Origin of the sequence: Flavobacterium franklandianum (assembly GCF_007097365.1) — a bacterium.
In the GTDB taxonomy this organism is placed as follows: domain Bacteria; phylum Bacteroidota; class Bacteroidia; order Flavobacteriales; family Flavobacteriaceae; genus Flavobacterium; species Flavobacterium franklandianum.
Genome location: NZ_VJZR01000001.1, coordinates 1 through 25,327 on the forward strand (window position 1 = coordinate 1; position 25,327 = coordinate 25,327).

23 protein-coding genes are annotated in these 25,327 nt (G+C 35.6%); 8 read left to right on the forward strand and 15 right to left on the reverse strand.

The genetic code is table 11. The features are described from left to right. Positions 1-280 precede the first annotated feature (280 nt). From glmS to FNW17_RS00015, 3 genes are read right to left on the reverse strand one after another with little or no spacing between them, the layout of a single operon-like run. A complete protein-coding gene (glmS, locus tag FNW17_RS00005) occupies positions 281-2,128 on the reverse strand; it encodes a glutamine--fructose-6-phosphate transaminase (isomerizing) (RefSeq protein WP_143389135.1) in 1,848 nt (615 codons plus the stop codon). 9 nt (positions 2,129-2,137) lie between these two features. Then, positions 2,138-3,751: a DUF4270 domain-containing protein gene (locus FNW17_RS00010; protein ID WP_144070584.1), complete on the reverse strand. Its 1,614-nt coding sequence runs from the start codon at positions 3,749-3,751 to the stop codon at positions 2,138-2,140. Between the two features lie 21 nt (positions 3,752-3,772). Then, positions 3,773-4,579, reverse strand: coding sequence for a glycogen/starch synthase (locus FNW17_RS00015; RefSeq protein ID WP_143389133.1), 807 nt, complete (start codon positions 4,577-4,579; stop codon positions 3,773-3,775). 108 nt (positions 4,580-4,687) lie between these two features. Between FNW17_RS00015 and panC the strand changes: the two genes are divergently transcribed. The 6 genes from panC (at position 4,688) to FNW17_RS00045 (ending at position 12,574) form a co-directional block, all read left to right on the forward strand. Next, positions 4,688-5,536, forward strand: a complete 849-nt coding sequence (panC, locus tag FNW17_RS00020; protein ID WP_143389132.1) for a pantoate--beta-alanine ligase — start codon at positions 4,688-4,690, stop codon at positions 5,534-5,536. 14 nt (positions 5,537-5,550) lie between these two features. Further along, positions 5,551-5,901: an aspartate 1-decarboxylase gene (gene panD / locus FNW17_RS00025; RefSeq protein ID WP_143389131.1), complete on the forward strand. Its 351-nt coding sequence runs from the start codon at positions 5,551-5,553 to the stop codon at positions 5,899-5,901. Positions 5,902-6,069: 168 nt separating this feature from the next. Beyond that, positions 6,070-7,218, forward strand: a complete 1,149-nt coding sequence (locus tag FNW17_RS00030; protein ID WP_143389130.1) for an alpha/beta hydrolase — start codon at positions 6,070-6,072, stop codon at positions 7,216-7,218. Beyond that, the gene (radA, locus tag FNW17_RS00035; RefSeq protein ID WP_144070585.1) at positions 7,218-8,579 is read left to right on the forward strand and encodes a DNA repair protein RadA; all 1,362 of its coding nucleotides are present in this window, start codon (positions 7,218-7,220) and stop codon (positions 8,577-8,579) included. The genes FNW17_RS00030 and radA overlap by 1 nt, the downstream gene beginning before the upstream one ends. A gap of 48 nt (positions 8,580-8,627) precedes the next feature. Then, on the forward strand, positions 8,628-10,265 hold the full coding sequence (locus FNW17_RS00040; protein WP_144070586.1) for a carboxylesterase/lipase family protein: 1,638 nt from the start codon (positions 8,628-8,630) through the stop codon (positions 10,263-10,265). Positions 10,266-10,612: 347 nt separating this feature from the next. Then, positions 10,613-12,574, forward strand: a complete 1,962-nt coding sequence (locus FNW17_RS00045) for a transglycosylase domain-containing protein (protein WP_144070587.1) — start codon at positions 10,613-10,615, stop codon at positions 12,572-12,574. A gap of 257 nt (positions 12,575-12,831) precedes the next feature. Here FNW17_RS00045 and FNW17_RS00050 read toward each other — a convergent pair whose 3' ends face one another. The 3 genes from FNW17_RS00050 to FNW17_RS00060 all read right to left on the reverse strand — a co-directional run bounded on the left by FNW17_RS00050 (position 12,832) and on the right by FNW17_RS00060 (position 15,724). Further along, positions 12,832-13,869, reverse strand: a complete 1,038-nt coding sequence (locus FNW17_RS00050; RefSeq protein WP_144070588.1) for an aldo/keto reductase — start codon at positions 13,867-13,869, stop codon at positions 12,832-12,834. A 102-nt stretch (positions 13,870-13,971) separates the two neighbouring features. Continuing rightward, positions 13,972-14,913, reverse strand: coding sequence for an OmpA/MotB family protein (locus FNW17_RS00055; RefSeq protein WP_143389124.1), 942 nt, complete (start codon positions 14,911-14,913; stop codon positions 13,972-13,974). Positions 14,914-14,959: 46 nt separating this feature from the next. Then, complete coding sequence (locus tag FNW17_RS00060) at positions 14,960-15,724, reverse strand: exodeoxyribonuclease III (RefSeq protein WP_143389123.1); 765 nt, start codon at positions 15,722-15,724, stop codon at positions 14,960-14,962. A 115-nt stretch (positions 15,725-15,839) separates the two neighbouring features. On the opposite strand from FNW17_RS00060, the gene FNW17_RS00065 reads away from it, so the two are divergent. After that, complete coding sequence (locus FNW17_RS00065; RefSeq protein ID WP_143389122.1) at positions 15,840-17,642, forward strand: GNAT family N-acyltransferase; 1,803 nt, start codon at positions 15,840-15,842, stop codon at positions 17,640-17,642. A 94-nt stretch (positions 17,643-17,736) separates the two neighbouring features. Here the strand turns inward: FNW17_RS00065 and FNW17_RS00070 are convergent, their stop codons facing one another. From FNW17_RS00070 to FNW17_RS00085, 4 genes are all read right to left on the reverse strand, one after another. Beyond that, positions 17,737-18,201: a DUF2752 domain-containing protein gene (locus FNW17_RS00070; protein WP_143389121.1), complete on the reverse strand. Its 465-nt coding sequence runs from the start codon at positions 18,199-18,201 to the stop codon at positions 17,737-17,739. Then, entirely contained in the window at positions 18,176-18,559 is a 384-nt protein-coding gene (locus tag FNW17_RS00075; protein ID WP_143389120.1) for a DUF4234 domain-containing protein, read from the reverse strand. Before FNW17_RS00075 ends, FNW17_RS00070 begins: the two co-directional genes overlap by 26 nt. Positions 18,560-18,629: 70 nt before the next feature. Continuing rightward, positions 18,630-19,037, reverse strand: coding sequence for a DUF805 domain-containing protein (locus tag FNW17_RS00080; RefSeq protein WP_144070589.1), 408 nt, complete (start codon positions 19,035-19,037; stop codon positions 18,630-18,632). A 143-nt stretch (positions 19,038-19,180) separates the two neighbouring features. Further along, positions 19,181-20,134, reverse strand: a complete 954-nt coding sequence (locus FNW17_RS00085) for a 2-hydroxyacid dehydrogenase (RefSeq protein WP_144070590.1) — start codon at positions 20,132-20,134, stop codon at positions 19,181-19,183. Between the two features lie 165 nt (positions 20,135-20,299). Between FNW17_RS00085 and nhaA the strand changes: the two genes are divergently transcribed. Further along, positions 20,300-21,475 carry a Na+/H+ antiporter NhaA gene (gene nhaA, locus FNW17_RS00090; RefSeq protein WP_144070591.1) on the forward strand — a complete coding sequence of 392 codons (1,176 nt, stop codon included), beginning with the start codon at positions 20,300-20,302 and terminating at the stop codon, positions 21,473-21,475. A 73-nt stretch (positions 21,476-21,548) separates the two neighbouring features. On the opposite strand, the gene proC is transcribed toward nhaA, so the two are convergent. The 5 genes from proC to FNW17_RS00115 form a co-directional block, all read right to left on the reverse strand. After that, positions 21,549-22,325, reverse strand: coding sequence for a pyrroline-5-carboxylate reductase (gene proC / locus FNW17_RS00095; protein WP_143389116.1), 777 nt, complete (start codon positions 22,323-22,325; stop codon positions 21,549-21,551). 93 nt (positions 22,326-22,418) lie between these two features. Further along, positions 22,419-23,771: a magnesium transporter gene (gene mgtE, locus FNW17_RS00100; protein WP_143389115.1), complete on the reverse strand. Its 1,353-nt coding sequence runs from the start codon at positions 23,769-23,771 to the stop codon at positions 22,419-22,421. Beyond that, the gene (rsmA, locus tag FNW17_RS00105) at positions 23,761-24,540 is read right to left on the reverse strand and encodes a 16S rRNA (adenine(1518)-N(6)/adenine(1519)-N(6))-dimethyltransferase RsmA (protein WP_143389114.1); all 780 of its coding nucleotides are present in this window, start codon (positions 24,538-24,540) and stop codon (positions 23,761-23,763) included. Before rsmA ends, mgtE begins: the two co-directional genes overlap by 11 nt. 66 nt (positions 24,541-24,606) lie before the next feature. Continuing rightward, positions 24,607-24,927, reverse strand: a complete 321-nt coding sequence (locus tag FNW17_RS00110; protein WP_144070592.1) for a hypothetical protein — start codon at positions 24,925-24,927, stop codon at positions 24,607-24,609. A gap of 65 nt (positions 24,928-24,992) precedes the next feature. After that, complete coding sequence (locus tag FNW17_RS00115; protein ID WP_143389112.1) at positions 24,993-25,304, reverse strand: DUF4286 family protein; 312 nt, start codon at positions 25,302-25,304, stop codon at positions 24,993-24,995. Positions 25,305-25,327 lie beyond the last annotated feature (23 nt).

Here is a 25,327-nt window from a genome sequence, read left to right on the forward strand (position 1 = left end):
GGTATTTTGAAGAAAAATTATTCGATAGGCTAGTAATAGCAAGCATTACAGGGTTATGACTAAAAACGGACAATCAAAAAAAAAATTTAATATTATACAATTTCATTATAAATAGTCTTTTTAAAAAACATTAAACTAATTTATGATATTTAGTTAAATTAATGCGATTTGTTATGCGTGCATATAAAATAATATCTTGAAAATGGTGTTTTCATAAAAAATAGACAAAAAAAAAAGCGAGATAAAAACCTCGCTTTGGATGGAAACAGTAGAATATTACTTACTCAACCGTAACTGATTTAGCTAAATTACGCGGCTGATCAACATTACAGCCTCGCATAACGGCAATATGATACGATAATAATTGCAACGGTATTGTAGTGATTAATGGTGATAAAGCATCCGAAGTTTCAGGAATTTCAATGATATAATCTGCCAAACCTCTTACTTGTGTATCTCCTTTTGTAACCACTGCTATAATAATACCGCTACGCGATTTAATTTCTTGAATATTACTAACAATTTTGTCATAATGTCCTTGTTTTGGTGCAATAACAATAACTGGCATATGCTCATCTATCAAAGCGATTGGACCATGTTTCATTTCGGCCGCAGGATACCCTTCGGCGTGAATATAAGAGATTTCCTTTAGTTTCAATGCACCTTCGAGCGCAACTGGAAAATTATATCCTCTTCCTAAATACAAACAGTTTTGAGTGTTTTTGAAAATCGCAGCTATTTCTTTCGCTTTTGCATCTGTTTCCAAAGCTTCTTTTACTTTTTCAGGAATAATTTCTAATTCTTGTAAGTATCTATGAAAATCCGTTTTAGACAATGTCCCTTTGGCTTTAGCCAAACGTAACGCCATCATTATCAATACTGTGATTTGCGTAGTAAATGCTTTTGTCGAAGCCACTCCAATTTCTGGACCTGCATGAGTGTGTGAACCTGCGTGTGTTTCTCTAGAAATTGAAGAACCAACCACATTACAAACTCCATATACAAAAGCTCCTTTTTCTTTGGCCAACTTAATTGCCGCCATAGTATCAGCAGTTTCTCCAGATTGAGAAATGGCAATTACTACATCTTTTCTGTTGATAATTGGATTCCTATATCTAAACTCAGAGGCATACTCAACTTCAACAGGAATTCTGGTAAATTCTTCAAATATATATTCAGCTACAAGTCCTGCATGCCAAGAGGTTCCGCAAGCGACAATTATTATTCTTTCGGCGTTCAGAAATTTTTCTAAATTATCCTCTACTCCCGACATTTGAATAATACCTTCGTTTGCATGAAGTCTTCCGCGATAAGTATCAGTAATAACGCTAGGTTGTTCGTAAATTTCTTTTAACATAAAGTGGTCGTAACCGCCTTTTTCTATTTGCTCCAAATTCATTTGAAGCTCTTGAATATAAGGATCAACTAAAGAATCGTCTTTAATTTTTCGAACTTTCATAGGTTTGTGCAATCTAATATTAGCCATTTCTCCATCTTCTAAATAAACTGCATTCGAAGTATATTCGATAAATGGTGAAGCATCAGACGCAATAAAGTACTCGCCTTCTCCAATTCCTATTGCCAATGGGCTTCCCAAACGGGCAACCACAATTTCATCAGGATTTTTTCTGTCAAAAACAGCTATTGCATAAGCTCCAAAAACTTGGTTTAATGCTACTTGAACTGCTTTTCCCAGTTTTAGATTTTCCTTTTTTTGAACTTCTTCGATAAGATTTACCAGAACTTCGGTATCGGTATCTGAATGAAAAACATAACCTCTTTTTATTAATTCTATTTTAAGAGGTGCATAATTTTCGATAATTCCGTTATGAATAATTACTAAATCTCCTGAATTAGAAACATGAGGATGAGAATTCACATCATTTGGAACTCCGTGTGTTGCCCAACGAGTATGACCAATACCAATAGTTCCATTTGTGGAAATTTCGTTTGCTGCTTTTGCTTCAAGATCAACAACTTTGCCTTTTGTTTTAGAAAGTTTTATATTGTCTCCGTCATATAACATAACGCCAGCACTATCATAACCTCGATATTCCAATCTTTTTAATCCTTTTATCACAATAGGATAAGCTTCTCTGTAGCCAATGTATCCAACAATTCCACACATAGTTTTGGTTTATTTAGGTTTTGTATAATAAATTTCTAGTTGTAATCTTTTGCTGTAATTTGCATCAGTATCGGGAAAGTTACTACCGTAAAGGATTGTTCCTAGTGGATTCATAACACTTGCTTTGGGGGCTTTTGAAATAAAAGCATTTCCTGTCTTCAACATTTTGAACTCTGCAAAATTCATATCTTCGGTTACGACAACGCCTAGCTTAACATTTTTTGCTTCAGAATTTTTTACAAGGTTTCTAATGTGATTCGTAATATTCATTTTATAAGAAACCCCTCTTTTTAATGTTGCATTTTTAGTTAAATATCCACCAAATAGATATTTAGAGGTGTTTTTATTTGCGGTTGATGCACCTAAATAATAATCCAAAATAGTAGTGTTGTTGGTATAATCATACAAGTATATTCGGTCTGGCTCGTAGCTATCTTTCATTGTTTTAGCATCAATATGAAAAATAAGATTGGCATCATTAATCAACCATCCTTCTTTTCTCATTTTATCCAATTCATCCGAAACATTGTTTGGACCTGTTAGGTTTCCGTTTGCATCATATCCTATCAAATCCTTTTTTTCAAATAGCTCTAAAACCGCTAATGATCCTTCGCCTCCTTTTAAATACAATTTTTGATCACCAAGATCTCTATTTGGATTGCCTGTAATTGAAGTATAATCAGTATTTGGATTGCTTTGTTCTAGCAAACTCGCAGTGGCCCCTGACATATTAAGAATTAAGGTTTTTTCGACTCTAGTGACTGGGGTTGTAGATGAATCTTCTTTATATTTGATTGTTATGGTTCCTTTTTTAAAATTAATCACGGCTAAACTTCCTTTGTCAGCACCTGATTGTTCTACTTTGAAATACAAACCTCTGAAATATTTATCAAAAACATTTTGAACGGATAGTGTACCTGTTGGAGCGTTAAAAATTTTATTTTGAAAAAAAGCAACATTCAATTTTAATCGCATACCAGGCGCTGAATAAGAAATTGTTTCTTTTTCAGCAGCATCTTTTGTCGTGACAGAATTTTGAGCAGGATTATAGAAAAACTCATCATTTTGTGACTTGTCGGAATCATCATTCAAACGATTTCCAATTTTATAATTATCGAAATCAGAATTTTGATTGGTATAAAAAGTTTGAGCCACACCGTCGCTATCCATATCAAGACCTGACTCAAAAACACTCAATTTGATTTTTGCCAATTTTTCTCCATATATAGAGTCCAAAACATAAGTATTTCCACCTGTAGTAATTGCTGCTGTTTGAGTAGCATCTACAAAATAAGGCACATCAATATATACACTTTCAATTAATGGATTTGCTCCAAAAGTTGGATTTAATGTTCCTAAAGCTAATTGAGTTACGAAGTTCGCAGTTGTTTTACCAAAAGCAGGATTGTCATAAATTCCCAATGCATTTACATCAAGATTATCAGATTCTATTGGGATAATTTTTTCGTTGTGAGCCACCACATTCGATGGGTATTTGACTAATTCGAAATTATTATCACCAATTAATGCGTCTCCAATTGCACTGTACTCTTTGTCACAAGATACAAAAAGAAGGATGCCTGCAATAAATAATAGGGACTTGAAAAGGGAATTATTGTGCATGTTTACTAGAAAATGTTTAATTTATAGAACAAAATTTTTATAAAAGTTAGAATACGTTTCAGCAAATTTATCTTTCGAGGCGAAAGGTAAAAAAGGTTTTCCTGAAGATTCTATAAATTTTGTTAAACTTGGTGAGAGGTTTTCTGATGCGATAATCACAGCGTCAGAATGAATGATGGTGGCTCTCATAATGCTTTCGTAATCTGGAGATTCTAAATCTGCAATTGATTCATTCGGAATACCATCAAATTTTATTTTATTGATCATTTCAATATCCAAAGTTCCTTCGAAAGACTGACTGTAAACCGATGTTACGATTTTTGTGTCGGAAAATAAGGCTTCATTTTTATAAAAATGTTTCATATAAATGGGCAACATTGCAGCCATCCAACCATGAACATGAATAATATCGGGAACCCAATTCAATTTTTTTACAGTTTCAACAACGCCTTTGGCAAAGAAAATAGCTCGTTCATCGTTATCTGGAAACATCACTCCATCTTCATCTGTAAATGTGGCTTTCCGTTTGAAATATTCGTCATTATCAATGAAATAAACCTGAATTCTTTCTTTTGGGATAGAAGCTACTTTTATAATCAAAGGCATATCCAAGTCGTTTACTACCAAATTCATCCCCGAAAGTCGAATTACTTCGTGCAATTGATGCCTTCTTTCGTTTATATTACCATACCTTGGCATGAAAATTCTAATTTGTCCACCTTGATTATTAATCATTTTTGGCACTTCGTAAGACATTGAAGAAACCTCATTTTCAGCTAGATAGGGCACCACTTCAGATGATACATATAATATCCTCTTATCTTCCATATTGTAAATTACTTAATTTATTGGCAATAAAAACCATGCAAAATTACAAAAATTTATGCAGTTATAGACTAAAATCTTATGTTTGCATATTATATCAACAAATAACCTATGCATATTTTCTACGGAAAAGCAGCTTTGATAGACTTTCTAAAATCTATTAAAACAAACCATTCATCCATCGGCTTTGTACCCACTATGGGCGCATTACACCAAGGCCATTTATCATTGATGAAACAATCAATAGCAAATAACAACACTACTGTGATGAGTATTTTTGTCAATCCTACCCAGTTCAATAATCCCGATGATCTTGCAAAATACCCGAGAACACTAGAAGATGACCTAAAAAAAATTAGTACATTAAGTCCCGAAATTATAGTTTTTGCCCCGACTGTTGATGATGTTTATGAAGGAAAACCTTCGTCGCAATTTTTCAATTTTGACGGTTTAGAAAATCAGATGGAAGGCAAATTTAGACCCGGACATTTCAACGGAGTGGGAACAATTGTAAAACGTCTGTTCGAAATTGTTCAACCTACAAACGCCTATTTTGGTGAAAAAGATTTTCAACAATTGCAAATTGTGAAGAAAATGGTCGAAAAAACCAAGTTAAAAGTCAACGTAATTGGCTGCCCAATTTACCGAGAGGCCAACAAATTAGCAATGAGCTCCAGAAATGCACTTTTATCTCCTGAAGAAAAACAGGAAGCTTCATTCATCTACAAAATATTAATCGAATCTAAAGAAAAATTCAAAAAACAGAGTGCTAAAATGGTAACTGAATGGGTTCAAAAAGAATTTGATAAAAATAATACATTCACTTTAGAATACTATCAAATTGCCGACGAAGAAACGTTGCTTCCTTGCATAAGAAAAAACAAAAACAAGAAATATCGCGCTTTTATAGCCGTATTTGTCAACAATATTCGATTGATTGATACCATTTCATTAAATTAATTTACTTTTGCACCATGCAAATACAAGTAGTAAAATCAAAAATTCACCGTGTAAAAGTCACTGGAGCCGATTTAAATTATATCGGTAGCATCACTATTGACGAAGCATTAATGGAGGCTGCCAATCTCATTGAAGGCGAAAAAGTATCGATTGTAAACATCAATAATGGTGAGCGTTTTGAAACTTATGTCATTATTGGCGAAAAAAATTCAGGCGAAATAACACTCAATGGTCCCGCAGCTCGAAAAGTGCAAAAAGACGATATCATCATCATCATTTCCTATGCAACTCTAGATTTTGAAGAAGCCAAAACCTTCAAACCATGGATTCTTTTTCCTAATGAAACTGACAATTCATTGACTTAATCTTTAGTATTTATCCTCAAAATCCAGGCAACGTTTCTAATTTGACCTTTTTAGATACATTCACTTTTATCTTGTTCTACTTTTAAAAAAGCAAATAAAATTAGTATATTGCTACTCTTTTCGAACCTTATAATTCGGAAGAATATTAATTTCCAAACCCCTGAAATTATGAAGCAAATAGTACTATTTTTGTTTTTTTCAACTTCCCTGTTTTCACAAAAAACAATTGAAATATTCGAATCAAACAAATTAGGCAAAAGTCGAGAAATCACAATTGGCCTGCCTGATTCTTATGAACAAAACCCAAACAAAAGCTATCCAATACTTATTTTACTCGATGGAGATTACTTGTTCGACCCTTTTTATGGCGCTCTGAACTATGGTGCCTACTGGGAAGATATGCCCGAAACCATCATCGTTGGTATTAGCCAAAACACAAATGAGGAACGAGTAGACGACAGCAATTATGATGACGCAAACGGCTTACCTTCAGGAAAAGGTGCCGCTTTTTTCAGTTTTATTGGTAGCGAATTGCTTCCTTATATCGAAAAAAAATACCGTGTTGCCCCATTCCGAATTATTGCCGGACACGACACCACTGCTGGTTATTCAAATTTTTTTCTATACAAAGATTACTCCATATTTAATGCCTATATTTCTTTAAGTCCAGAACTAGTTCCTGAAATGGACACCATAATTCCAGAACGGTTTTCCGCATTAAAACAACCTCTTTTCTACTACCAATCTACCGGCGATGGCGACATAAAAGAACTTTTGGAAGACGTAAAAAAACTGGATGCTAACATTAAAACCGCCAACAATCCACTGATTAATTACAAATACGACCAATTCAAAGGAGCTTCACATTATTCTGCCGTTCTTTATTCGATTCCAAGTGCATTGAACCAAATTTTCGAATGCTACAAACCGATTTCAATGACTGAATTTTCAGAAAAAATAGCCATCCTTCCAAACGGACAAGTAAAATATTTGACCGATAAATACGATCTCATTACCAAAATTTTAGGACTAAAAGTTGCCATTAGAATATCCGATTTCAAAGCTATCGAAGCCGCAATTCTAAAAAATAAATCCTACACAGAATTAGATAAATTAACCGAATTAGCTCGAAAAAATTATCCAAAATCTATGCTCGCCGATTATGAAATAGGTCTAATGCATGAGAAATTGGGAGATTCAAAAAAAGCGGCAAAAGCCTATCAAAAAGCATCTCAATTAGATGAAATTGGGGATTTAACCAAAGATATGATGCTAGAGAAATTTGACGAGATGCAAAGTCTAACACCCAAAAAATAATGTCCAAAGTAAAAACTTCCTTTTTTTGCCAAAACTGTGGCGCTCAATATTCGAAATGGCAAGGCCAATGCAACTCCTGCAAAGAATGGAATACCATTGCTGAGGAAATTATTCAAAAAGAAGAAAAAGTAGCTTGGAAAACCGAATCGGCTTCCAATTCCAAAGCGCCAAAACCTTTGCGAATCAACGAAATTGACTCCGCCCAAGAAATCCGAATGAACACTACTGACGGCGAACTCAATCGCGTATTGGGAGGCGGCATTGTTCCTGGTTCCTTAATACTTTTGGGAGGCGAACCCGGCATTGGAAAAAGTACACTTTTGCTCCAAATTTCATTAAAACTTCCTTATAAAACCTTATACGTTTCGGGTGAAGAAAGTCAGAAACAAATAAAAATGCGTGCTGAAAGAATCACGCCAAACGGCGACAATTGCTACATTCTGACCGAAACCAAAACCCAAAATATCTTCAAACAAATTGAAGCCATCGAACCCGAAATCGTCATCATCGATTCCATTCAAACACTTCATACCGATTATATCGACTCAACACCAGGAAGCATTTCGCAAATTCGAGAAACTACTGCCGAGTTGATAAAATTTGCCAAAGAAACCAATATTCCCGTAATTCTCATTGGTCATATTACTAAAGACGGAAACATTGCCGGTCCTAAAATTTTAGAACATATGGTCGATACCGTTTTGCAATTCGAAGGCGATAGAAATCACGTATACCGAATTTTGCGTTCCCTCAAAAACCGTTTTGGCTCCACTGCCGAAATCGGAATTTATGAAATGCTCGGAAACGGTTTGCGCGAAGTTTCAAACCCATCCGAAATATTAATTTCGCACAAAGACGAAGAATTATCCGGAACTGCCATCGCTTCCACTCTCGAAGGAATGCGTCCGCTGATGATTGAAATTCAATCCTTGGTCAGCACGGCAGTTTACGGAACACCGCAACGCAGCACAACGGGTTACAATGCTAAAAGACTGAATATGATTTTGGCCGTTTTAGAAAAACGCGCTGGTTTTCGTTTGGGAGCCAAAGACGTTTTCTTGAACGTAACAGGCGGAATTTCGGTAGATGATCCTGCTATTGATTTGGCTGTTGTTGCCGCCATTTTATCATCTAATGAAGATATTCCCGTGAATAAAGATTTTTGTTTTGCTGGCGAAGTTGGGCTTTCAGGCGAAATTCGTCCTGTAAATCGTGTGGATCAACGCATTCAAGAAGCAGAAAAACTAGGATTTTCAACCATTTTTGTGTCAAAATACAATAAAATTGCCTTGAAAAACACGATAATAAAAGTTCGTTTGGTGGCGAAGATTGAGGATGTGGCGAGCGAGTTGTTTGGGTAGAAATGTTTAAAAAAATCAGTATTAAAAACACACAATAAAACATAAATTATGAATCTTAAATTTCCCTTTATTAGTTTGCTACTTATAGCAATTCCATTCTTTTCGACTGCGCAACAGTCCGTAAATCCGAATGCTTTTCCTGTTCAAATAACCACTACAAACGGCGTCATCGAAGGTGAATTCGACGTTACAAAGAATATTCAAAGTTTCAAAGGAATTCCTTTTGCACAACCGCCAGTCGGCAATTTACGTTGGAAAACGCCTCAACCTGTTACGAATTGGACAGGAGTAAAACAAACCAAAAAATTTGGTCCAAGAGCCGTTCAACCCTATTTATATGGTGATATGGGTTTCAGAAGCGACGGAATCAGCGAAGATTGTTTGTATTTAAACGTTTGGTCACCAGCTAAATCTTCGGACGAAAAATTGCCTGTTTTAGTTTATTTTTATGGAGGCGGTTTTGCTGCTGGCGATGGATCAGAAAATCGTTATGATGGCGAAAATATGGCCAAAAAAGGAATCGTTACATTAACCGTAAATTATCGTTTGGGTATTTTTGGATTTTTTTCCCATCCTGAATTGACTAAGGAATCGCCTAATCATGCTTCTGGAAATTATGGTTTGCTAGACCAAAATGCCGCTTTGAAATGGGTTCAGGCCAATATTGCACAATTTGGTGGCGACCCAAAACGAGTAACAATAGCTGGTGAATCGGCAGGTTCTATTGCGGTGAGTACTCAAATGGCTTCGCCTTTATCCAAAAATTTATTTGCAGGCGCCATTGGCGAAAGCGGGGGTTCTTTTTATCCAACGTTGGCACCTGTTCCATTAGTCGAAGCCGAAAAAACAGGTTTTGAATTTGGACAAAAAATTGGAGCAAAATCATTGAAAAGTCTTCGTGATATGTCCACTTTGGAACTCTATCAAAAATCAAACGGAACAAATAGAACCACCTTTAAAACCACTATTGACGCGTATTTTATGCCCAAATCATTACCAGAAATTTTCGAGTCCAAACAACAAGCAATGGTTCCATTATTATTGGGATGGAATTCAGAAGAAATGACTTATCGCGCTTTAACGATGGGAAAAGACCTCACCAATGAAAGTTATGTTGCAAAAATCAAGGAATTATACGGTGATAAAGCCGAAGAAGTCTTGAAACTATATCCCGCAGGAACTCCTGAAGTTACAGAGCAATCTGCCACTGATTTAGCAGGCGACAGATTTATTGCATACAGCACCTGGAAATGGTTTGATTTGCATCGAAAAAATAGTTCACAAAACGTTTATCGTTATTATTTTTCGAAACCTAGACCCGAAATTCGTGACAAAGATTTAGAAGCTGGTCTTGCCGGTGGCGTCATCAAAAAAGATAAAAACGCGCCAAAAGCTCCCAAACCAAAAGGCGCTGTTCACTCGGCTGAGATTGAATATGCTTTGGGAAATCTTCCAACGAATAAAGATTATGCTTGGACGGAAGATGATTATAAAGTTTCGGAAACGATGATGAATTACTTCGCCAACTTTATCAAATCTGGAAATCCAAACGGCGAAAAATTACCAGTTTGGCCAATCGCAAAAGATGAAAAAAATCCAGAAATTATGATTATCGATATAGAATCAAAAGCTAAGAAAGCTGAAAATGATGCTCGTTATTTGTTTTTGGATAAAGAATATAAATAGAAAGAATCAATTATTGTCGTATTTAAACAGTAACACATTTAATCTTACCATATAAGGCATATAAGTTCACATAAGCGATTCAATCAAAAACTTAAATGTTCTTATATGCCCTTATATGGTAAAAAAAACGACACTATTTTGTTCTCATTACTTATGAAGAAATAAGTTTTTTTATTTTTAAAAAAACTTTCAGAAAAGGCAATTTCATTCCGTTGATATTGCCTTTTTAATTTTTAAATTAATTTCAACACATCAACTTAAACTCTAAAGAGAATCATAAAATTAATTCTCTTTCTCTTTTTTTTGCGTTCCTTTATGCACCGAAAATTTCAACTGCTAACTACTGTATGAGAACCCGAAAACAAAAAATAATCTTAGCTGTAAAAATAGTTGCTATTTCCTTTTTGGCAATAATTATAGCTCTTTTTGTTTTTAGAAATGAAGTATTGAAACAAACCATTGCTAAGATTTCTTTTAAAATGGCAAGCGAGTACAACAGCACTTTTACGGTAAAAGAAGCTTCATTTGTGGGACTTTCGGGTTTGAGTTTTTCCGAAATCATTCTAGTTCCCAAAAATGCCGACACGCTTTTCAATATCCATAAAATGAAAACTAGCGTCAATCTATGGCGATTGTTAGTTGGCGATATTCAATTGGGAACTTTAGAAATCGAGAACGGTTATGTTCAATTGGTCAAAAATAAAAAAGGTCGCAATTTTGACGCTTTTCTAAAAAAAGACAAAAGCTCAACTTCTTCCAACGAAAAAAGAGATTATGCCAAAGTTGCGTATATACTCATTTCGAAAGTACTGAATTTGGTTCCAACAGATATGAAAGTCGAAAACCTTTCGTTCCGCCTGAATGATAATGGCAAAAAAACGACCATTAATTTCCAAAAACTACGTTTGGTAAACAAGCAATTGGAAACTTCCATTAAAGTGGAAACTAAAGCTTTCACGCAACGAATTCGAATCGAAGGTTTTGCCGATCCAAGAAACAAAAAAGCCGATATTCGGTTTTTCAATATCGATACTGGAGCGATAAAAGTCCCTTATCTTGACGAACGATTCGGACTAAAATCCAGCTTCGATTCCATTCGACTCAACATTCAAAACATAGATAAATCGGGCGGTGAATTGCACGTTGACGGTTTTGCATCGATTGCCAATTTGATGATAAATCACAAGAAAATCGCCAACAAAGACGTGGTTATCAAAAATGCAAAATTTGATTTCCGCTTCCTTTTGGGTTCTGATTTTATTTCCATTGACAGTAGTTCGACCGTACAATTCAACAAGGTAAAATTCCATCCTTATTTAGCTTACGAAACCGAAGAAGACACGATTTACAAACTCAAAGTAGCTATTCCAAAAATGAAAGCGCAGGATTTTATCGTTTCGCTTCCCGATGGTTTGTTCACCCATTTTCAAGGAATGGAAGCCGAAGGCAATTTCGAATACAATTTAGACTTTATGTTCAATAAAAACAAGACGAATACGTTGGTTTTTGACAGTAAATTGAACAAAGAAAACCTGAAAATCACCAAATACGGCGAAGCCAATCTCAACAAACTCAACGGGGAATTTATCTATCGAGCTATCATCAACAACGTCTTGCAACGACCAGTTTTAGTGGGTTCTGGAAATCCAAATTACACGCCTTTAGATCAAATTTCGCCTTATTTGCAAAAATGCGTTTTGACCTCCGAAGATCCCTCGTTTTTCTCGCATCGCGGTTTTATCAATGAAGCGTTCAAGCAATCAATTCTCAAAAATATTCGAACCAAAAAATTCTCTCGTGGCGCGAGTACGATAAGTATGCAATTAATCAAAAACGTATTTCTAACTCGAGAGAAAACCGTTTCCCGAAAATTGGAAGAAATCTTATTGGTTTACATCCTCGAAAACAATAGAATCGCAAGCAAAGAACGAATGCTCGAAGTCTATTTCAACGTTATCGAATGGGGACCAAATGTGTACGGCATTGGCGAAGCTGCACAATTCTACTTCCAGAAAAGCCCAATAGATTTAACCTTGAAAGAATGTTTGTTTTTGACCACCATCGTTCCAAAACCAAAGAAATTTATGTGGCAATTTGACAACGAAGGAAACCTAAAAGCATTCGCCCAACAACAGGAAAAATTCCTTAGCAATTTGATGTTGCGAAGAGGAATCTTAACCGCCGAAGACACCTTAGGCGAATCCATTCCGCTGCAACTTTCAGGAAATGCCCATTCGCTTTTGAATATAAAAGTACAAGATTCTGTTTCTGTTGACTCCTTGGCAGTGGAAATGCCTTTTGAGTTTTAAGGCTTAACCACAAAGGACACAAAGTAAGCACGAAGCCCACGAAGGTTTTAAATAATAAAATCCGTTTTTATCAGCGTTTTTGCTTTAGCAAATCCGCGCAATCTAATCCGTGCCCTGTTTTTTTGCCACAGATGAAACGGATTGAACAGATTTTCACAGATACAGAATCAATATTAATACAACGAAAAAAATCCACAAAGGAAACATACTTTCTTTGTGGACTTTGTGCCTTCTTAGTGGACTTTGTGGTTAAAAAACTAAGGAGCTGGATCAGGAATTACAGCCTGAATATCATTAATTTCTGCTATAATTTCATCGGACAAAACCACATCAATTGCGGCGATATTTTCTTTTAATTGCTCCATAGTTGTAGCGCCAATAATGTTACTCGTTACAAAAGCTTGTTGATTTACGAATGCCAAAGCCATTTCGGTTAAAGTCAAACCATTTTTTTGAGCAACTTCCTGATATAATCGCGTTGCTTCAATAGATTGTACACTATTATACCTTGAAAATTGCGGAAACAAAGCGATTCTAGAATTTGGTTGACTTTCGCCCGACATAAATTTACCTGACAATCTACCAAAACCCAAAGGAGAGTACGCCAATAAACCCACATTTTCTCGCATACAAACTTCGGCATTACCTATTTCGAAAGTTCTATTTAATAAAGAATATGGATTTTGTACGGTTTTGATTTTGGGTAGATTTTGGTATTTGCTTTCCTCCAAAAAACGCATAATTCCCCAAGGCGTTTCATTCGAAAGTCCAATATGGTTGATTTTCCCTTGCTTGATAAAACCATCCAAAGTTTCCAAAATAGAATGCACATTGTCTTTCCAAGAATCGTTTTGGACTTTAAAACCGCGTTGACCAAAAAAATTGGTTTTACGTTCCGGCCAATGCAATTGGTACAAATCGATATAATCCGTTTGTAAACGCATCAAACTTTTGTCAATGGATAAAGCAATACTTTCGGGCGAAAAATCCATATTTTCTCGAATATGAGCCAAACCTGGATTGGGTCCGGCAATTTTGGAAGCCAAAACTATTTCTTCTCTTTTTCCAGTTTTTTTGAACCAAGTTCCAATGATTTTCTCGGTGCTTCCGTAAGTTTCCTTGCGTCCCGGAACCGAATACATTTCGGCGGTGTCAAAAAAATTGATTCCTTTTTCGAGGGCATAATCCATTTGAGCGTGCCCTTCGGCTTCGGTGTTTTGTTGACCAAAAGTCATTGTGCCAAGGCAAATTTTACTGATTTTTATGTCGGTATTGGGTAAAGTGGTGTATTTCATTTATTAAAATTTATGTCCAAATATACAAAGGAAATTCCAAAGAAAAAGGTTCGTAGAAAAACCACGAACCTTTATGTAATTTAGTTTAAAATTTGAGTTTTCTTAATTAATATCCTTCAACATATCGGCGATTTCGTCTAATCTTGGTGTCAAAATAATTTCGATTCTACGGTTTTTAGATTTCCCTTCCGCAGTAGCATTGCTTGCCAATGGAGAGAATTCACCACGACCAGCAGCAGTTAAATTTTGTTTATTAACTAATTTATTTTCGCTTAAAATCGCAACAATGGCAGTAGCTCTTTTGGTCGATAAATCCCAGTTGTCGGCAATGGGACCTGAACCTCCAAATGGATCATCATCGGTGTGACCTTCAATCAAAACGGCAATATCGGGATTGTCGCCCAATACTTTTCCTACTTCGACTACCGCTTTTTTACCTTCGGAACCTACAGCCCAACTTCCAGAGTTGAAAAGCAATTTGTTCTCCATAGAAACATATACTTTTCCGTTTTTTTGCTCCACGGTCAAACCTTTACCTTCAAAACCATTCAATGCTTTCGAAAGTGTTTCTTTTAGTTTTCGCATACTGGCTTCTTTGGCAGCAATCAAATTTTCCAACTCTTTCAATCGTTGGTTGTTTTTGTTTAATTGCTCTTGTTCCAATGCCAATGCTTTTTCTTTGGCACCCAACTGATCCAATAACTCACGGTTTTTGGCCATATTGGCTTTCAAAGATTCACTGCTATTTTTTTCTAAAGCGGCGTAAGAATCTTTCAGAACATCCATCTTTTTGTTTAAAGCGGCATAATCAGCTTGCAATTTTTCGCGTTCCGATTTTACTTTCGCCAATTCTTTAGTCAAAGCTTCTTGGTCTAATTCGAGTTGACTTTTAGTTTTCAGTAAATCGGTGTTTTCGTCTGAAATACTTCTGTTTTCTTTTTTTAAATCGGCATATTTACTTTCTAGATCATTGTATATTTTCTTGGAAACGCAAGAGGTTGAAAGTGCTACAATCAGCAATCCGAGGGAAATTCTTTTTATCATTTTTACTTGTTTTTATTGGAATTGGAATTGATTTTTGATATTTTAATTATTCTATTTCCACCAAACTCGGACAATGGTCGGAGTGTTTGGCTTCGGGTAATATAACGGCTCTTTTTATTTTTTGTTTTAAAGGTTCGCTCACTAAACAATAATCAATACGCCAGCCCTTGTTTTCTAGTCTTGCCGATGGAAATCGCATGGTCCACCAAGTATAATTACCGGGTTCTTTGTTCAAAAATCGGAAGCTATCGATGAATCCGCTTTTCATAAAACCGTCCAACCAAGCTCTTTCTTCGGGCAAAAAACCCGAAACTTTTTTGTTGCGAATGGGGTCGTGAATATCGATTGCTTCGTGACAAATGTTGTAATCGCCACAAATCACGAGATTGGGAATTTCTTTTTTGAGTTCATCTATATAATTTTGGAAATCGTCCATATACATAAACTTGTGTGACAATCTTTCGATATTGGTTCCCGAAGGCAAGTACAAACTCATCACCGACAACTCGTCAAAATCAACCCGAATGTTTCTTCCCTCAAAATCCATATGTGGAATTCCTGTACCAAAAACTACATTGTTGGGTTTTATTTTAGACAAAATGGCCACACCGCTATATCCTTTTTTAGTGGCAGGAAACCAATAATGATAAGGATAACCTGCAAGTTCAAAGTCTAAAAGCGGAATTTGCTCTGGAGTGGCTTTTATTTCCTGAAGGCAAATCACGTCGGGATTTGCTTGTTGTAACCAGCTGATAAAACCTTTAGAGATTGCCGATCGAATACCGTTGACGTTATAGGAAATGATTTTCATGTGTATTTTTTGAGTTTCAAATGTAATAAAAACTTCAAAGATTGATTGCCTTTAAACAAAGAAAATGGACTTTTTTGCTATCTTTGTTTTTCGCTCAAAAAAACAAAAGCAATATATGGGTTTAGTTACTCCAAAAGAAGTTTCAAAAGCAATAAACACTGAGAAGTATGGAATATTAGGTACTTTTTCGGGTTGGTTATTGATGAAAGTTTTGAAAATTTCTACCATCAACAAAGTATATGACAGAAACAAACACTTAAAGGATTTGGACTTTCTGAATGCCCTACTGAATGATTTACAAATAAAATTCGAAATTCCCGAACAAGATTTTAAAAGACTTCCTAAAGACGGGGCATATATTACCATTTCTAATCATCCGCTTGGGGGAATTGACGGTCTATTACTCTTGAAATTAATGCTGGATCAAGAGCCAAATTTCAAAATAATTGCTAATTTCTTGTTGCATCGAATTGATCCGATTAAGCAATATATTATGCCTGTAAATCCATTCGAAAATCATAAAGATGCTAAATCAAGTGTGATTGGAATCAAGGAAACTTTACGGCATTTGAGCGACGGGAAACCACTAGGAATGTTTCCAGCGGGAGAAGTTTCGACCTATAAAGATGGCAAATTGATGGTGGACAAACCCTGGGAAGAAGGCGCTATAAAAGTAATTAGAAAAGCGCAAGTTCCTGTTGTTCCTATCTATTTTCACGCCAAAAATAGCTGGTTGTTTTATCTTCTTTCAAAAATTAGTGGCACATTGCGAACAGCAAAATTACCCTCAGAAGTATTTAGCCAAAAACATCGAACTATAAAAGTACGCATTGGTAAACCCATTTCGGTTACAGAACAAAATGAATACAAATCCATTGAAGAGTATTCGGAGTTTTTAAGACGAAAAACATATATGTTGGCCAATCCTTTCGAAAAGGAAACACCGTTTTTGCCAACACCCACTTTAAAACTTCCAAAGAATCCAAAGGAAATTGTTACTGCTGCAAGTCTAGAAAAAATCGTCAAAGAGGTGGATACTTTGCGAGAAAATGACTGTCGATTGTTGCAAAGCAAGAACTACGAAGTCTTTTTTGCCAAAGCCAAAGAAATTCCAAACGTGCTTCACGAAATAGGTCGTTTGAGGGAAATTACCTTTAGGGAAGTGGGCGAAGGAACCAACGAATCCATCGATATTGATTCCTACGACAAATATTATCGTCATCTGTTTTTGTGGGATGCCGATGCCAAAAAAATTGCGGGTGCATATCGAATGGGCCTCGGTGCAGAAATCTTTCCAAAATATGGAGTCGAAGGGTTTTACCTGAATGATCTTTTCCGTTTTGAACCCGAATTATATGATATGCTTCACCATTCTATAGAAATGGGACGTGCTTTTATTGTCAAGGAATACCAACTAAAACCGATGCCTCTTTTCTTACTTTGGAAAGGAATCATTCATACAACTCTGCGTCATCCAGAACATAAATTCTTGCTTGGCGGAGTGAGTATTAGTAATCAATTTTCGAATTTTTCGAAATCATTGATGATTGAATTCATGAAATCTAATTTTTATGATCCTTATATTGCTCAATATATTCATCCTAAAAAAGCATTTAAAGTCAAATTAAAAGACGCCGATAAGGATTTTATTTTTGATGAAGCCGAAGCCGATTTGAATAAATTTGACAAACTCATTGACGAATTGGAACCAGGAACTTTAAGACTTCCTGTTTTGATTAAAAAATACATCAAACAAAACGCTCGCGTGGTCGCTTTTAACGTTGATCCACTTTTCAACAATGCAATTGATGGATTAATGTACATCCGAATTTCGGACATTCCAGACAGCACCGTAAAACCAGTAATGGAAGAATTTCAGGCTGAATTAGAAAGAAAATTGGCCGAGAAAGAAGAGTAATGAGGTGGCAGACGGCAGATTTCAGATTTAAGGTTGCAGATTGCTGTAATCAAGTAAATTTTAGGGAGCAAATTTATCAAGCAGTCTATTAGTTTTACCTCCAAATAGACTGAAGCAAAATATCATCCATTGAATTATTATTTATAAAATATAAAATTCTTATAAAATGATAACTCGCTAGAAAAATAGCCAAACAATAGGCTAATTTTCTATTGAAAAGCAGTCCGTTGAAATATTCCTTCTTGGTGATTAATTCTGTGGCAAGAACCCCAATTGTTACGATACAAAACAGAATTACAAATGGTCCTAAAATATGATAATACAAACTCTTTTGTAAATCCCCCTCATAAAGATATACTAGCGATTTTGTGATGCCGCAACCCGGGCAAGGAAAACCGCTAAGCATCTTCAAAGGACATAAAGATTGATCCGTTTCGAGATGCGTATTTTGATCGAAAAGGATTAAAAAAAACGGAACCATCAGCGTAATGAATGCACCGATGATTCCGTAAATTTTACGTTTTGATTTTATATTAATTGTATAATTTATTGATGTCATTTTGAACAATCATTGCCGCTGCCATTGGAAAGAAAAACCCTAAAATAATCAATAAAGTGGAATCGTCTTTCTGTGGATAACCAATGCGTTTATACACTTGAGGCAATGCGTCTTTGCCTGCCAAATAAAAGAAATAAATATTCACAGGAAAACAACATCCTGCAAAAATTGCAATGGGTTGAGAAATAACTTCTCTTTCAGCCACAGCATTCAACACTTCGGCCACTTTTATATTCCAGTAGATAAGATACAATCCGCAGGTTATAAAACTTAAGATTAATACTAATACCGGATCAACTTTGAATACGGGAATTGGATTGTTTTGTCGGTTCCAATGTTCTGTTATTGTGTTTTCCATTCTTTTTGGTTGTTAATTGGTTTGCGTAAAAATATAAAATTTATTGAAATGATTTAAGTTTCAATTTTAATTATGCTTCAATTGTACCAATTTCTTCAATTTCATCAAATTCATTTTTAGGATCTGGACCATACGAATTTGTTCCTTGATCTCCTTCAGTACAAAACAAAACAAGTAACCAAATTGAACCAATCAAAGGAATTAATATAATAAAGAAAAACCAACCGCTTTTGCCCAAATCATGCAAACGTCTTACTGTTACTGCCAATCCAGGAACAATAACCAATAATGAATTCGCAAGATATAACCAACCATAAGGTAGTGGTTCAAAATTTAAACCTGCTACTTTGTCGATAATCATAGCAATTATGCAAACAATAATATTTGCTAAAGTGAAATACCAATACTCACTTCTTCTTGCTCTGCCATTAAAATTTGCGTAATTTTCAAAAACTACTTTTTTGTACCATTCAATCATAATTTAAAATATTTAGTTGATAACACCTACTCTTATGGATTTTCGGCTACTCCTCATTCTTTATAAAGAACTGTATTTGAATGGCTAATATATAAAATTTACGGAAAAGTCGTGTTATTAATATGTAAATTTTTGAATTTAAATTAAATATTTTTTAAATATTTTGCTTTGATTTTATCGACAATTACTTGCGCCAATCGTTCGTGGCTTTCAAATGTCCAACCAGCAATGTGTGGCGTGAGAATTACATTTTTTGCTTTCAATAAATATAGAAAAGTATCTGGCGTGTCTTTGTCTTGAAACAGTGTTTCGAAAGATAATTTTTCATATTCCAAAACATCTAAACCAGCACCAAGAATTTTTCGTTTTTTCATCGCTTCGACCAAATCGGCAGTGACAATGTTTTTTCCTCGGGATGTGTTTATTATCCAAAACGATTTGGCGAAAGCGTTAATAAAATCAGCATTAACCATTTTATCAGTTTCGGGAGTCCAAGGAATATGCAGACTCAAAACATCGGTTTTTTGCTGAAATTCTGTGAGTGAAACTTGTCGCGCATTTTCATCGCCCACATTTTCCAGAATGTCATAACACAAAACTTCTACTTCAAAACCTCGCAGTTTTTTGGCAAAAGATTTTCCCATATTTCCGTAACCAATGATGCCCACGGTTTTTCCGTCAAGTTCGTGACCGCGGTTTTTTTCTCGGTTCCAATTTCCTGATTTTATTTCGTTGTCGGCTTGATTCAAATTGTTGAAAAGCGACAAGATCATTCCCAAAGTATGCTCGGCAACCGCATTTTTATTGCCTTCGGGAGCGGCAATGAGTTGGATATTTTTGGATAAAGCATAGTCACAATCGATACTTTCTAAACCTGCTCCAACTCGTGCAATAAATTGCAAATTGGTGGCTTTGTCCAAGAAAGCTTTGTCGATTTTGAATCGGCTGCGAATGACGATGCCCTGATAATCGTGGATTTTGGCTTCGATTTCCGCTTTGGAAGAAGTGAAATCTTCGTGGTTGGAAAATCCTGCTTGCTGCAATTGTTCCCAAAGTATGAGATGATTGCTATCGATATGAAGGATTTTGATGCCCATAAAATATGTTTCTAAATTTGATTCACCAAAATAACAAAAAAATTGCGGTTTATCGTTTTGTTAAGAGGATTTAGTAGTTCAATTATGTAAATTTGTTAAATGAAAATGAATTAAATTTCCTTTCGAATCTTTCAATTTTCTCATGAAACTGTAAATAGCTTTAAAATGAAATTAACAAAAACCTTTAAATCTTTCTTTGAAAGCGAAAAATCGGGTGGAATTCTGCTTCTTTGTGTAACCATTTTGTCACTTTACCTTGCCAACTCTCCCATTCAAACCGAATATATTCAGATTTGGTCTACCGAAGTTGGACATCATTCCATCACACATTGGATTAACGATGGCTTGATGGCAATTTTCTTTCTATTGATAGGTTTAGAGTTAGAACGCGAAATTTATCAAGGGGAATTATCGAGCATTAAAAATGCTGCATTGCCTATTTTTGGAGCTTTGGGCGGAATGCTTATTCCTGCCGGATTATTTTTACTGTTGAATTTTGGAACCATAACTCAAAACGGTGCGGGAATCCCAATGGCTACTGATATCGCATTTGCCATAGGAATTTTGTCTCTTCTGGGAAGTCGTGTACCCGCTTCCTTAAAGATATTTTTGACCGCACTAGCTGTAATTGACGATTTAGGAGCCATTATCGTGATTGCCGTATTCTATACAACCTCAATTTCTTTTATAAATTTAGCCCTTGCTTTAGGTATTATGGGGGTTTTGTTTATTCTAAATCGGATGAAAATTTACAACCTGATTCCCTACCTGATTGGAGGCGTTGCGATGTGGTATTTTATGTTAAATTCTGGAGTTCACGCTACGATAACTGGGGTATTGTTAGCTTTTGTTATTCCTTTTGGAGACGGAAGCAAGAAATCACCTTCCTATATTTTACAACATTTTCTACACAAACCTGTGGCCTTTGTAATTTTGCCTTTGTTTGCCATTGCCAATACGTGTATTGCTATAAATTCAGGCTGGCAAGATGGTTTAAGCCATTCTAATTCAATTGGAATTCTATTAGGGCTTGTCATTGGAAAACCATTGGGGATCTTTCTTTTTTCATTCTTAGGAGTGAGTTTGGGACTTTGTGTATTACCCAAAGAATTAAAATGGAAAACCATTATTGGCGCAGGAATGTTAGGAGGAATTGGTTTTACAATGTCCATTTTTATTACACTTCTTGCCTTTAAAAATGACGGAGAAGAAGTGATTACCTATTCTAAAATTGCCATTTTAATTGCTTCTTTTGTTGCTGGAACTATGGGCTACTTTTGGTTAAAATTTACTTTAAAGAAAACATCGCTTCAAAAAGTAAAACATAAAACAAAGGAATAATTTGCTTCGTATTAAACACAAAAGGGAATTTAGTTAAAACTAAATTCCCTTTTTGTAATTTATATTCTAAAATTTACCCTTTAATTTGTTTCAAAGAAGTCTTAATTCCTCTAATCAATGAAGAACTGAATCCGTGCATTTCCATTTCATTCAGTCCGGCAATTGTACAGCCTTGAGGTGTTGTTACTCTGTCAATTAATTGTTCTGGATGGATGTTTTCTTCCAAAATCATTTCGGCTGCGCCTTTAACAGTTTGGGCAGAAATAGCCAATGCTGTTTTCCAGTCAAACCCTATTTCGATTCCGGCTTGCATCGAAGCACGAATGTAACGCAAAGCAAAAGCCGTTCCGCTTGCCGCCAAAACCGTAGCTGCATCCATTAATTTTTCGTCTATAATAGGCGCTGTTCCTAAATCTTGAAAAAGAGAAACTACATTTTGGGCTTGAGTTGCATGCCTTTCGTTAAAAGCAATACAAGTTGCCGAAGCACCAAATTGAGCCGCAATATTGGGCATAATTCGAATGGCACTGTTTGAATCTCCTATTTTGTTTTGAAGCGCTTCAATTGACAATCCACTTACTCCCGAAGCGATTACTTTATTGGTAACTAAGGGAAGGATTTCGGCCAAAACAGTGTTTACCTGATATGGTTTTATGGTCAAAATAATAACATCTACATCTTGAATATTGTGTTTGTTATCTTTTGAAACGGTTACACCCAATTCTTCTAAATATAGAATGCTTGTCGTGTTTCTTCTAGTAACGGTGATTTGGTTATTTTTCGAAAATCGAGTTAATCCTAATGCTATGGAAACTCCAAGATTTCCTCCTCCAATAATGTGTACTTTCATTTTTGTATATTTTCCTCTCCCCGACCCTCTCCAAAGGAGAGGGAGCCGATATGGGAAGGTGTTAGTTTTAAATTTGTTTTTATTTCTTTTTAATTAAAATCCTAAAATCAATCTTGCTATTGTAAAATAAATGAGAATTCCGCAAATATCATTGCTGGTCGTGATAAACGGCCCCGTTGCGAGTGCGGGGTCAATTCCGAATTTATCCAATAATATAGGAACAAATGTCCCGATGAGCGATGCTATAATAATTACCGAAATCAAAGCTATAGTAACAATAATTCCTATAATAATTTCTACGTTCAGTAGAAAATGGCTTCCCAAAAACAAAATGGTGGCCAGAATTACTCCATTCAACAAACTCAAGGAAACTTCTTTTATCAATCGGTTGAATAAGGAACCGCTCAAAGTATCGTTTGCCAAACCCTGCACAATAATTGCCGAAGATTGTACGCCCACATTTCCTGCCATCGCAGCAATTAGTGGCGTGAAAAAGAATAAATTTCCGTGATTGGTCATTGCCCCTCCAAATAATCCGAGGACTTTTACAGATACAAAACCTCCCAACAGCGCCAACACCAACCAAGGCAAACGGGCTTTTGTCAATTCCAAAATACTGTCATCGGCTTCAACATCTTGCGAGATACCGGCAGCTAATTGGTAATCCTCGGTTGCTTCGTCCTTGATTACGTCGACGATGTCATCGATGGTAATTCGACCCACCAACCGACCCATTTCGTCCGTAACTGGAATGGCTTCTAAGTCGTATTTTTGCATAATACGAGCCACCTCAACATCTTCTGTATCGACAATTACGGAGTTTAATTTCTTGATATAAACTTCACTAATAGGTGTTTTTGACGAAGTGGTTAACAAATCTTTGAGCGACAATCGTCCTAATAACATATCCTCATCATCAACCACATAAATAGAATGCACTCTGGAGATGTTTTCGGCTTGGATTCTCATTTGCTTGATACAAATAAAAACATTCCAGTTTTCATTAACCTTAACCAATTCTTTGTGCATTAATCCACCAGCGGTATTCTCAGGATAACGCAACAAATCGACAATGTCTTTGGCGTGTTCTTCGTCTTGAAGTTCAGAAATTACTTGATCTTTTTTTAATGAAGAAAGCTCTGCAATAATATCGGCGGCGTCATTTGTTTCTAGTTCATCAAGTTCTTCTGCAATTTCTTTTGGCGAAAGGCGGTTTAGTATTTTTTCCCGTAAATCTTCATCCAGTTCTAGCAGAATTTCGGCTGTTTTTTCAGAATCTAATACCTTAAAAAGATAAATAGCACTTTTGAAACTAAGCTTTTCGAGAATTTCAGCAATATCAGCATGGTGCATATCATTGAGCAAAACTTCCAATTCCTTTTTGTTTTTGCCCTTGATGAATTTTTTTAATTCTTTAAAAAATCCTTTGCTGATTTTAAACTCCATCGGCTTCTATTTTTTGGGTCAATTCGATAAATTGTTCTACGCTAAGTTGTTCCGGACGTAGGTTAAAAACTTCGTTTTCTCTTAAACCATCGGACAAATTTAGTGTTTTTAAACTATTTCTCAAGGTTTTTCTGCGTTGCTGGAAAGCGGTTTTTACGACCCTAAAAAACAACTTTTCGCCACAAGGCAAACTGTAATCTTCTTTTCTACGCAAACGCAAAACGCCCGATTTGACCTTTGGTGGCGGAATAAAAACGTGTTCATCAACCGTAAATAAATATTCGGCATCATAAAAAGCTTGTGCCAAAACGGAAAGAATACCATAAGTCTTGCTTCCTTTTTTCTCGCAAATGCGTTCGGCAACTTCTTTTTGGAACATTCCTGCGAATTCCGGAATTTGGTCGCGAAGTTCTAATGTTTTAAATACAATTTGCGTCGAAATATTGTATGGAAAATTACCAATAATAGCAAACTGTTTTCCTTCGAAAACTTCGTTGACATCGTATTTCAAGAAATCCTTGGAGATAATTTTCCCGTGTAACTTTGGATAATTGGCATCAAGATATTCCACCGATTCGGTGTCGATTTCGATAACATAGGTATTGATAGGTTTTTCCAACAAATACTTGGTCAAAACGCCCATTCCTGGTCCAATTTCTAATATATCATCATAACCTTCGAGATTCAATGTGTCAGCGATGTTTTTCGCTACGCTTTCGTCTTTTAAGAAATGTTGTCCGAGGTGTTTTTTGGCTTTTACTTTTTCCATATTATTTATTTTACCGCAAAGGCGCAAGGGTTTTTTACCGCAAAGACACGAAGGCGCAAAGGTTTTTTATATAAAGGGTGTTTTATTGTGTTTGGTTACCGTTTCAACTGTATTTTTACTCCAAACTAACAGTCCTCTTTTTCCAATTTTAACTAATCTATCAATATCTACATCATTTTTAGTAGCCCATTGAATCCATCTTTTAACAGAAAAACTCCAATAGATCCAACCCAAAACCATTCCAACAAGTAATGCAATTTTAAAATTCACATCAAAAAACATACTTAACCCAAATGCTGTAATAATAATAATAACTGTCACAGGCAAATTAACAAACAATTGACCTCGCAATGAAATGTCGTAATCCGAAAAATTTTTATTATTCATAATTCATAGATAAAATTGGTTTTTTATTCCCATCTAAACACTGCGACTGAAAACTAAACACTTTTTTAATGCTCCGAAATCAACTCCAATTCCGTTCTGAAAGAAAGCATTTTGTCTCCAAATAATTTTATTCCTTCTTCACGCAACGCTGGCGCATCTTCCAGATAATATTTTTGTAAAGTTTCCTTGCAATCCGTCGTGTATTGGACCGAATAAGTGGTTCCTCCCATTTCTTCTTCAATTAAAACGCGAGCCATTTTGGCCGAAGAGAATTTTCCCGTCGCCAACATTTCAGGAATGTGTTTGTGTTGCATCCAAATCATCCATTGATCTTGAACGCTTTCGTGTATATTGGTGGTAACGTTGTAAATTATCATTTTTACTGTTGATTTGGTTATTT

Coding starts and splice junctions, on each gene's coding strand:
- glmS (WP_143389135.1), bottom strand. CDS start 2,128: ATGTGTGGAATTGTTGGATACATTGGCTACAGAGAAGCTTATCCTATT.
- FNW17_RS00010 (WP_144070584.1), bottom strand. CDS start 3,751: ATGCACAATAATTCCCTTTTCAAGTCCCTATTATTTATTGCAGGCATC.
- FNW17_RS00015 (WP_143389133.1), bottom strand. CDS start 4,579: ATGGAAGATAAGAGGATATTATATGTATCATCTGAAGTGGTGCCCTAT.
- panC (WP_143389132.1), top strand. CDS start 4,688: ATGCATATTTTCTACGGAAAAGCAGCTTTGATAGACTTTCTAAAATCT.
- panD (WP_143389131.1), top strand. CDS start 5,551: ATGCAAATACAAGTAGTAAAATCAAAAATTCACCGTGTAAAAGTCACT.
- FNW17_RS00030 (WP_143389130.1), top strand. CDS start 6,070: ATGAAGCAAATAGTACTATTTTTGTTTTTTTCAACTTCCCTGTTTTCA.
- radA (WP_144070585.1), top strand. CDS start 7,218: ATGTCCAAAGTAAAAACTTCCTTTTTTTGCCAAAACTGTGGCGCTCAA.
- FNW17_RS00040 (WP_144070586.1), top strand. CDS start 8,628: ATGAATCTTAAATTTCCCTTTATTAGTTTGCTACTTATAGCAATTCCA.
- FNW17_RS00045 (WP_144070587.1), top strand. CDS start 10,613: ATGAGAACCCGAAAACAAAAAATAATCTTAGCTGTAAAAATAGTTGCT.
- FNW17_RS00050 (WP_144070588.1), bottom strand. CDS start 13,869: ATGAAATACACCACTTTACCCAATACCGACATAAAAATCAGTAAAATT.
- FNW17_RS00055 (WP_143389124.1), bottom strand. CDS start 14,913: ATGATAAAAAGAATTTCCCTCGGATTGCTGATTGTAGCACTTTCAACC.
- FNW17_RS00060 (WP_143389123.1), bottom strand. CDS start 15,724: ATGAAAATCATTTCCTATAACGTCAACGGTATTCGATCGGCAATCTCT.
- FNW17_RS00065 (WP_143389122.1), top strand. CDS start 15,840: ATGGGTTTAGTTACTCCAAAAGAAGTTTCAAAAGCAATAAACACTGAG.
- FNW17_RS00070 (WP_143389121.1), bottom strand. CDS start 18,201: ATGACATCAATAAATTATACAATTAATATAAAATCAAAACGTAAAATT.
- FNW17_RS00075 (WP_143389120.1), bottom strand. CDS start 18,559: ATGGAAAACACAATAACAGAACATTGGAACCGACAAAACAATCCAATT.
- FNW17_RS00080 (WP_144070589.1), bottom strand. CDS start 19,037: ATGATTGAATGGTACAAAAAAGTAGTTTTTGAAAATTACGCAAATTTT.
- FNW17_RS00085 (WP_144070590.1), bottom strand. CDS start 20,134: ATGGGCATCAAAATCCTTCATATCGATAGCAATCATCTCATACTTTGG.
- nhaA (WP_144070591.1), top strand. CDS start 20,300: ATGAAATTAACAAAAACCTTTAAATCTTTCTTTGAAAGCGAAAAATCG.
- proC (WP_143389116.1), bottom strand. CDS start 22,325: ATGAAAGTACACATTATTGGAGGAGGAAATCTTGGAGTTTCCATAGCA.
- mgtE (WP_143389115.1), bottom strand. CDS start 23,771: ATGGAGTTTAAAATCAGCAAAGGATTTTTTAAAGAATTAAAAAAATTC.
- rsmA (WP_143389114.1), bottom strand. CDS start 24,540: ATGGAAAAAGTAAAAGCCAAAAAACACCTCGGACAACATTTCTTAAAA.
- FNW17_RS00110 (WP_144070592.1), bottom strand. CDS start 24,927: ATGAATAATAAAAATTTTTCGGATTACGACATTTCATTGCGAGGTCAA.
- FNW17_RS00115 (WP_143389112.1), bottom strand. CDS start 25,304: ATGATAATTTACAACGTTACCACCAATATACACGAAAGCGTTCAAGAT.